Below are 9,006 nucleotides of genomic sequence, written 5' to 3' on the forward strand. Positions count from 1 at the left end.
CCCCCGGGCCCCGGCCGCCGGGCCCCCGCCCGCGGTCAGTGCCGAGCCGGTCAGAGCGGCGAGGGCGCCGCCGCCCAGCAGCGCGCGGACCACGGCCCGGCGCCCGCCGGAGCGGTGCGGCGCGGCGCCCGGGTCCCGCGGTGGGGTCGGCTCTGCTGGTCGGGCTGGTGCGTGGTCAGCCGGCATCGGGTCCCTTTCCGGTGAGGAGGGCCGGCGTGACGGCTCCTGACCGGCCGTCCGCCGCACCGTCCAGCGCGTCTCGCGAGCCTAGGCACCGCCGCCGCGGCCAGGGCGGCAACCGCCCTGGCGCTGTCGCCCGCTCGGCGCAGCCCGTTGCGCCGCCCCGGTGGTGTCCGGGTGGGTGGCGGGGCACGTCCGGGGCGGTGCCCGGGCGGCCGCGGCCATCCCGGTGGCCTCCCGGTGGCAATCGGCGTAGACAGGGCCCATGGCCCGGTTGAAGGTCCGATCCTCGGCCGCCCGGTTGGTCGGCCGGCTCACGGGGAGCCGGCGCAGCCGGCAGGAGTCGTCGCCGGGGGAGGAGGCGCCCAGGCGTCGTCGCTCACCGTGGACCGGGGGGCTGCGCAGCGTGGCCGGCCAGGTGTTCGCGATCCAGGTGGTCGTGGTGCTGCTGCTGGTCCTGGCGGCGGTGCTGGCGCTCTTCCTGGCCTCCCAGCGCGACAGCACCCGCGAGGCGCGCAACCGGTCGATCGCCGTCGCGCAGACCTTCGCCAACGGCCCCGGGACCGCGGCGGCGATGCGGCTGCCCGACCCCACCTCGGTGCTGCAACCGAAGGCCGAGGCGGCCCGGCGCGGCTCCGGGGTGGACTTCATCGTGGTCATCAACACCGACGGCATCCGCTACACCCACCCGCTGCCGAACCGGATCGGCAAGAAGTTCGTCGGTACCTACGAGCCCGCCCTCCAGGGGCAGGTGGTCACCGAGGAGGTCAACGGGACCATCGGGCGGCTGGTGCAGGCCGTCGTGCCGATCCACGACGACAACGGGCAGGTGGTCGGCGCCGTCTCGGCCGGCATCACGATCAGCAAGGTGAGCGGGGTGGTCGACCACCAGCTGCCGCTGATCTTCGGTGCCGCGGGCGCGGCGCTGGTGCTGGCGATGGGTGGCACCGCGCTGGCCAGCCGGCGGCTGCTGCACCAGACGCACGGCCTGGGACCCGTCGAGATGACCCGAATGTACGAACATCATGACGCGGTTCTGCACGCCGTGCGCGAGGGCGTGCTGATCGTGGGCGCGGACGGCCGGCTGCTGCTGGCCAACGACGAGGCGCGCCGGCTGCTCGACCTGCCGGCGGACGCCGAGGGCCGGCGGATCGGCGAGCTGGGCCTGGAGCCGAGGGCGGCCGAGCTCTTCGGCTGCGGGCGGGAGGTCAACGACGAGGTGCTGTCGGCCGGCGAGCGGCTGCTGGCGGTCAACATCCGGCCCACCGACAGCGACGGCGGACCGCCCGGCAGCGTGGCGACGCTGCGGGACTCCACCGAACTGCACGCGGTCTCCGGCAAGGCGGTGGCGGCGCGCCGTCGGCTGCGGCTGCTCTACGACGCCACGGTGGCGGTGGGCACCACGCTGGACGTCAAGCGCACCGCCGAGGAGCTCGCGCAGGTGGCGGTGCCGCGGTTCGCCGACTTCGTCACCGTCGACCTGGTGGAGCCGGTGCTGCGCGGTGAGGAGCCGGTGGCGGGGGAGAACGCGCCGATGCACCGGGTGGCGCTGGGTTCGATCACCGAGGACCCGCCGTTCTACCCGGTCGGCGAGGAGATCGTGCTGGTCCCGGCCACACCGTGGGCGTGGAGCCTGGACACCGGGCAGGCGGCCTTCGACCCCGACCTGGCGGGCTCCACCGAGTGGCTGCGCCAGGACCCGCAGCGGGCCGGGCGGGTGCTCGCCTACGGGGTCCACTCGGTGGTCCGGGTGCCGCTGCGGGCCCGCGGGGTGCTGCTGGGGGTGGCCAAGTTCTGGCGCTCGGAGCGCCCGGAGCGCTTCGACGAGGAGGACCTCTCGCTCGCCGAGGAACTGGTCGCCCGGGCGGCGCTGTGCATCGACAACGCCCGGCGCTACACCCGCGAGCACGGGCTGGCGGTGGCCCTGCAGCGCAGCCTGCTGCCGCACGGACTGCCCGCGCAGAACGCCCTGGAGGTCGCCTACCGCTACCTGCCCGCGCAGGGCGGGGTGAGCGGGGACTGGTTCGACGTGATCCCGATGTCCGGGGCCCGGGTGGCCCTGGTGGTCGGCGACGTGGTCGGGCACGGCCTGCACGCCGCCGCGACCATGGGCCGGCTGCGGACGGCCGTGCACAACTTCTCCACCCTGGACCTGGCGCCGGACGAGCTGCTCGGCCACCTCGACGACCTGGTCATCCGGCTCGACCAGGACCACACCGCGGCCGGCGGCGCGGACGCGGTGATCGGGGCGAGCTGCCTGTGCGCGATCTACGACCCCGTCTCGCGGCTCTGCACGATGGCCCGGGCCGGGCATCCACCGGCCGCCCTCGTTCACCCGGACGGCCGCGTCGAGTTCCCCGAGGTGCCGGCCGGGCCGCCGCTGGGCCTGGGCGGGCTGCCGTTCCCGGCGGCGGAGTTCCTGCTGCCCGAGGGCAGCCAGCTGGTGCTCTACACCGACGGGCTGGTCGAGGACCGCCGGCGCGACATCGACGACGGCCTCGCGCTGCTCGCGCTCGCGCTCGAGGCGGGGCAGCCCGACCGGTCCCCGGAGGCGACCTGCGAGGCGGTGCTGACGGCCCTGCTGCCCGCGCACCCCAGCGACGACGTGGCCCTGCTGGTCGCCCGCACCCGGGTGCTGCCCGCCGACCGGGTGGCGCAGTGGGAGGTGCCCTCGGAGCCGGCCGCGGTGCGCGACGTGCGGGCGGCCGTCAGCCGGCAGCTGGCCGGGTGGGGGCTCGACGAGCTGGCCTTCACCACCGAGCTGATCCTCAGCGAACTGCTCACCAACGCGATCCGCTACGCGACCGAGCCGATCAAGGTGCGGCTGCTCTGCGACCGCACGCTGATCTGCGAGGTGTCCGACTGCAGCAGCACCGCCCCGCACCTGCGCTACGCGGCGAGCACCGACGAGGGCGGCCGCGGGCTCTTCCTGGTGGCGCAGTTCGCGGAGCGCTGGGGCACCCGGTACACGGCGGACGGCAAGGTGATCTGGGCCGAGCAGGCGCTGGAGTAGCCGGGGCGGACCGTACGGGGCGGTGGGTCGACGACGAACGGTCTGACGGGTCGTCATCTTCCGGCGAATTCGGATGTGTGAACGACTCCGGGCCTGCTACCGTCTGCCGGGTGCCGAAGCTCAATCAGATCATCGCCGTCGAAAAAGGCGTCAAGTCCAAGTCGTTCCAGGAGCTGACCCAGGCTCACCACGACCTGCAGAAGCCCGCCCTGCTGGCGGGCATCTCCCGGACGTACCAGCCCAAGGACGAGGAGGGCGAGCAGCTGCCGCCCGAGTCGACCCGGGTCCAGGTCAAGGCCGAGGACATCATGCGGGCCACCGCGGCCACCCTCACCAGGCTGTTCGACGTGACCGCCACCAAGGACTGGGCGAACCGCTCCGCCGTCGCCGACGTGGTCGTCGACGGTGTGGTGCTGCTGCCCCAGGTGCCGGTGCCGTACCTGCTCTTCCTGGAGAAGCAGCTCACCGACCTGCACACCTTCGTGCGCAAGCTCCCGGTGCTGGACGCCTCCGAGTCCTGGAGCCTGGACCCGTCCACGGACTCCTGGCGCACCGACCAGGTCCGCACCGTGCGGACCAAGCGGATCCCGCGCAACCACGTGAAGGCCGAGGCCACCGACAAGCACCCGGCCCAGGTCGAGGTGTACTACGAGGACATCCCGGTGGGGTACTGGACCACGGTGAAGTTCTCCGGTGCGCTGCCGGCCCGGCGGGTCAACGAGCTGATCGAGCGCGTCGAGCGCCTGCAGCAGGCCGTCAAGTACGCCCGCGAGGAGGCGAACAGCACCGAGGTGACCGACCAGCGGGTCGGTGACGCGGTCTTCGGCTACCTCTTCAAGTGACGCGGCTGCCGCCTGCGGCAGCCCCATCGACTCCCCTCGCCGAGCTTGGTCGAGGGGCGCGCCGAGAGCGCAAAGCTGAAACTGACAAGTGAAGTTGACCAAGGGGTCCAGTGGGGGTTCGAGTCCCTCCCCCGGCACCACGGGCCGGGGTAGCCCAAGCGCGGCAGAGGCAGCCCCTTCAATCTCAGACTATCGCTCCAGTCTCAGTATTCGCCGCCGAACACCGGATCGACCGGGTGCGGACGATCGTCGACAGATACGGGTTCAAGTCCTGTCTGTGCCTCTCCTCGTGGCACGGTAGTTCAATGGCAGAACGGTCGACCTCAGAATGATCCGTGCTCTTCAACGTGCCGGTGTGAGCAATTGGGTGGCACCTCAGGGACCCGGGAGTCGGACATCGCTCCCGGGCCCCGCCACGTTCCGGGCCCCTGCGGGCGGGCGCGGAAGCGGGCCCTGCGGCGGTCCGTGGGCGAAGCAGGGGGAGTGGGCAGTGGTGCGGACTGTGCCGGGGGACCGGGCGCGACGAACGGTCGGTGGAGGGTCCTACGATGACCGCCATGGAGACTGAGGGGCCGGAGACGCGGCTCATCGACGGGCGGTTCGAACTGCTGGACCGGCTCGGCGGCGGAGGCATGGGCCTGGTCTGGCGGGCGCGTGACACCGCCCTGCAGCGCGAGGTCGCGCTCAAGGAGGTCCGGCCACCCGACCCGGTGATGGCCGCGGCCGATCCGGCGGCCGCCTGGGAGATGCGCGAGCGGGTGCTGCGCGAGGCCCGGGCGCTGGCGCGGCTGCAGCACCCCAACGTGGCGATCATCCACCACATCGTCGACACCGCCGAGCACCCGCACCCGTGGCTGGTGATGGAACTCGTGCACGGTGGCAGCCTGGCCGACCTGCTGGCCCGCGGGCCGCTGTCGGTGCCGCAGGCCGCGCGGATCGGACGCGGCGTGCTCGGCGCGCTGCGGGCGGTGCACGCGGCCGGGATCCTGCACCGCGACGTCAAGCCCGAGAACGTGCTGCTGCGCGGCGACGGCACCCCGGTGCTCACCGACTTCGGCATCGCCGCCATGCACGGCTCCACCTCGCTGACCGCGACCGGCTCGCTGATCGGCTCGCCCGAGTACATCGCGCCGGAGCGGATCCGCGGGCGCGAGGGCGACCCCTCCTCCGACCTGTGGTCGCTCGGGATGATGCTCTACGTCGCCGTCGAGGGGCACCACCCGCTGCGCCGGACCTCCGCGATCGCCACCCTGGCGGCCGTCCTCGACGAGCCGCTGCCGCCGCCGGTGCACGCGGGCCGCCTGCTGCCGGTGCTGGCCGCGCTGCTCGCCAAGGACCCCGCGGCGCGCCCCGACGCCGCCCAGCTCGACCAGCTGCTCGCCGCGGCCGAGACCGGCGCGACCGGGGCCGGCTCGGGCGCCGGCGCCGGCTACGGTGCCGCCGCGCCGTGGGGCGCAGACGCACCCGAGGCCGGCTACGGCGCGGGGTGGGGTGCGGCGACCGGGTCCGGGCCGCTGCCCGGCCCGCCCGGCGGGGCCACCACGCCGCTGGGATCGCCCTTCCCGCCGCCGGCGTACGGCGGCTCGGGCGAGTACCCGAAGCAGCACCAGCAGCCGCAGCCGCCGCAGTACGGGTACCCGGCCTACGGGTATCCGAACGGCGGGTACCAGAGCGGCGGGTATCCGGCCGGTGGGCACCCGAGCGGCGGGTACCCGGGCGGTCCGGATCCGGCGACGCCCTGGACCCCGGGCGGCGGGGCGCCGGCCGGGTACCCCGGTCAGGTCGGCTTCCCGGCGCAGCCCGGGTACCCGGGCCAGGTCGGCCACCCGCAGCCGGGCGGCGACACCGGGCCCACCGGCCAGGGCGCCACGGCCGTCCGACCGCCCGCCACCCGGCGCGGCCGGGCCCCGCTGGCGGTGCTCTCGGTGGCCGGCGTCGCGGCGGCCGGCGTCCTCGCGTGGACCCTGGTCCCCGGCGGCGGCACCGCGACGCACCGGTCCGGCGGCACGGCGGCGACCGGCGGCACGCCGGGCGCGATACCCCCGGCGACACCCGGCACGACCGGATCCGGGACGGCGTCCCCGTCGGCCACGGGCGGCGCGGGCGGCGCGGGCGGGGCGGGGGTCGCCTCCGCGGGCCCGTCCGCGGCCCAGCAGGACCTGCTGACGCCGGCCGGGGTGCGCTCGGTCATCGCGGCGCTGCGCCCGCAGATGTCGGGGACCAAGGTGCGCGAGCTGGACGTCTACCCGGACTTCGCCAACGCCGAGGCGCCGACCCCCAGCGACGCCAAGCTCTACGACCAGCTCAACTACCGGGGCGGCGCGGTGACCCGCGAGCCGGGCGGCACGATCGACTCCGACACCGAGATGTCCGACCTGCAGCTCTACAACTGGGACGTCATCCCCGACATCCTGGCCAAGGCGCTGGCGACCCTGAACGTGCCGAACCCGAAGACCCGGTACCTGATCATCGGCCCGGACATCATCACCGGTGCGCCGAGCATCCGGGTCTACCTCGCCGACGACTACCGCGACGGGTACCTGGAGACCGATCCCAAGGGCAACGTGACCCGGACCTACCCGAGCAAGTGACGGGCCGGGCCGCCGGATCGCCGGTCCGAGGGGCGCGGCGTGACGGTCCTGCTAGGGTGTTCGGCATGAAGCGCGCCGCTATGACGACGACGCCGGAGAGTGTCCCGGCGCGCTGACTGCTGTTCGAGTCCGAAGCCCCGGGGCGAGTGCCCCGGGGCTTCGCCGTGTGGTCACTCGCCTCCCGTTCCGCGAGGAGACCACCGTGCACGACCACCGCAAGCTCGGCCGTGAGTTGGGCCTGTTCGACACCGACCCGCTGATCGGCGCGGGACTGCCGTACTGGCTGCCCGACGGCGCCGTCGTGCGGCACACCCTGGAGGAGTACGTGCGCGGCGCCGAGCGCCGGGCCGGCTACCGGCACGTCTACTCGCCCGTGTTGGCCAAACGCGAGCTCTACGAGATCTCCGGTCACTGGTCGCACTACAGCGACGACATGTTCCCCCCGATGGACCTCGGCGGGGAGCAGGTGGTGCTGCGGCCCAGTCTCTGCCCGCACCACGCGCTGATCTACCGCTCGCGGGCCCGCAGTTACCGCGAGCTGCCGCTGCGGATGGCCGAGCTGGGCGGCATGTACCGCTCCGAGCTCTCCGGCGTGCTGGGCGGGCTGAGCCGGGTGCGCGCGATCCAGCTCAACGACGCGCACATCTTCTGCACCCCCGACCAGGTGGCGCAGGAGGCCCACGGGGCACTGGAGTTGATCCGCCGCGCCTACCGGGCGCTGGGCATCGAGCCGGTGCGCTACCGGCTCTCGCTGGCCGGTCCCGGGGGTAAGTACGTCGCCGATCCGGACATGTGGCGCCGGGCCGAGGCGGTGCTGCGCGAGGTGCTGGACAGCGCCGGGGTGGCGTACGAGGCGGTGCCGGGGGAGGCCGCGTTCTACGGCCCCAAGATCGACGTCCAGATCGCCGACAGCGCCGGTCGCGAGTCCACCCTGTCCACCGTCCAGGTCGACTTCCACCAGCCCGAGCAGTTCGACCTGCGCTACGTCGGCGCCGACGGTGCCCGGCACCGGCCGGTGATGGTGCACCGCAGCATCATCGGCAGCGTGGAACGGGCGGTGGCGCACCTGATCGAGCTGCACGGGGGCGCCTTCCCGGCCTGGCTGGCACCCACCCAGCTGATCGTGCTGCCGGTCTCCGAGGCGGAGGTGCCGCAGGCCGCGGCGCTGGTCGCCCGCAGCGTCGAGCGGGGGCTGCGGGCCGAGCTCGCCGGTCCGGAGCTGGGCAGCCTGGGGGCCAGGATCCGTGGTGCCAGGCTGGTGCCCTACCAGGCGGTGATCGGCGCCCGGGAGGCCGGCGGGGACCGGGTCGCGCTGCGGCTGCGGGACGGGCGCCGGCTGGCGGACCTGTCCGCAGCCGAGCTGCCGGCCCGGATCGGCGGCCTGGTCGAGGCGTACCGCACCGAGCTGTGGGAGTGCGAGGCGGAGGCCGGGTCGGGGGGCGAGGCGGGAGAGCGGGGGGACGGCTGAGGGCGGGGCGGGGGCGGTGGGCGGCGTCGGGTGGTGGCTCCTGGTGGCCCGTGGTGGTCAGCGGGCCGGCCTCGGGGTGGCCAGGATGCCGTTGATCAGGACGTGGAACCCCCAGCTGAGCCGGTCCGTGCCGGGGCCGCTCAGCAGGTCCATCCCGACGGCGGCGATGTGCGGGTACGCCGTCGCCCCGGCGCCGTCCGTGCCGTGGGTGGCGTGGGTGGCGTTCGCGATGGCCACGGCCAGGTCGTCCTCCTCGGCCTTGGCGTCGGGGGCACGGTCCCGGGTGCCCTGCTCGGTGGCCGTGGAGGTGGCGAAGTGGAGCAGCAGGTCCACCGCCCACGCCGCCCGGTCGGTCGGGACCCCTTCGCCCAGCAGGGCCAGCAGGCCGTCGAGCAGGCGCAGGTAGCCGGGTCCCGAGGGGCGGGTGACCAGGGCGGACTGGGCCAGTCCCGGGTAGTCGACCAGCAGGGCGGTGTAGGAGCGGAGCACGGTGACCAACCGCTCCTGCCACGGCCCGGGCTCGGTCACCGCCCGCAGGTCGAGCCCGGCGAGCAGGTCGTCGAGCAGGTAGGCGTGCAGCTCGGCGGTGTTGCGGACGTAGACGTAGAGCGAGGCCGGTCCGGTGTCGAGCTCCTGGGCGAGGCGTCGCATGGTGACCCGGTTCAGTCCCTCGGCGCGCATGATCTCCAGCGCGGTCGCCACGATGCCCGCGCGGGAGAGCGCGGGCTTGGCGGGCCGCTCGCGGCGACTGATCGGGGACGGTTTCGAGGACGTCATGGCACCACCGTAACGAACGCGTTCGGGTGAACGCGCGACGTCCCCCCGCCCGGTGTCGAGACCCGGTGGGGGGACGTCGCGTTGTGCTGGGTGGGGCTGGGTTCAGTGGAGGCCGGCCTTGACGGAGCAGATGGG

General features: G+C 74.4%; 5 protein-coding genes and 1 pseudogene. 4 read left to right on the forward strand and 2 right to left on the reverse strand.

Annotation, left to right across the window (positions count from 1 at the left end; all coding sequences use genetic code 11):
- A pseudogene (locus ABD323_RS37480) lies at window positions 1-186 on the reverse strand (hypothetical protein); the annotation flags it as partial.
- Between the two features lie 259 nt (window positions 187-445).
- Between ABD323_RS37480 and ABD323_RS37485 the strand changes: the two are divergent.
- From ABD323_RS37485 to thrS, 4 genes are all read left to right on the forward strand, one after another.
- On the forward strand, window positions 446-3,193 hold the full coding sequence (locus ABD323_RS37485; protein WP_344446574.1) for a SpoIIE family protein phosphatase: 2,748 nt from the start codon (window positions 446-448) through the stop codon (window positions 3,191-3,193).
- Between the two features lie 110 nt (window positions 3,194-3,303).
- Entirely contained in the window at window positions 3,304-4,035 is a 732-nt protein-coding gene (locus ABD323_RS37490) for a DUF7873 family protein (protein ID WP_344446575.1), read from the forward strand.
- Window positions 4,036-4,592: 557 nt separating this feature from the next.
- Window positions 4,593-6,626, forward strand: coding sequence for a protein kinase domain-containing protein (locus tag ABD323_RS37495; protein WP_344446576.1), 2,034 nt, complete (start codon window positions 4,593-4,595; stop codon window positions 6,624-6,626).
- 202 nt (window positions 6,627-6,828) lie between these two features.
- On the forward strand, window positions 6,829-8,094 hold the full coding sequence (thrS, locus tag ABD323_RS37500; protein ID WP_425556297.1) for a threonine--tRNA ligase: 1,266 nt from the start codon (window positions 6,829-6,831) through the stop codon (window positions 8,092-8,094).
- Between the two features lie 57 nt (window positions 8,095-8,151).
- Here thrS and ABD323_RS37505 read toward each other — a convergent pair whose 3' ends face one another.
- Entirely contained in the window at window positions 8,152-8,871 is a 720-nt protein-coding gene (locus ABD323_RS37505) for a TetR/AcrR family transcriptional regulator (protein WP_344446578.1), read from the reverse strand.
- Window positions 8,872-9,006: the final 135 nt, after the last annotated feature.

It is taken from the genome of Kitasatospora nipponensis (genome assembly GCF_039528135.1).
GTDB lineage: Bacteria > Actinomycetota > Actinomycetes > Streptomycetales > Streptomycetaceae > Kitasatospora > Kitasatospora nipponensis.

Coding starts and splice junctions, on each gene's coding strand:
- ABD323_RS37485 (WP_344446574.1), top strand. CDS start 446: ATGGCCCGGTTGAAGGTCCGATCCTCGGCCGCCCGGTTGGTCGGCCGG.
- ABD323_RS37495 (WP_344446576.1), top strand. CDS start 4,593: ATGGAGACTGAGGGGCCGGAGACGCGGCTCATCGACGGGCGGTTCGAA.
- ABD323_RS37505 (WP_344446578.1), bottom strand. CDS start 8,871: ATGACGTCCTCGAAACCGTCCCCGATCAGTCGCCGCGAGCGGCCCGCC.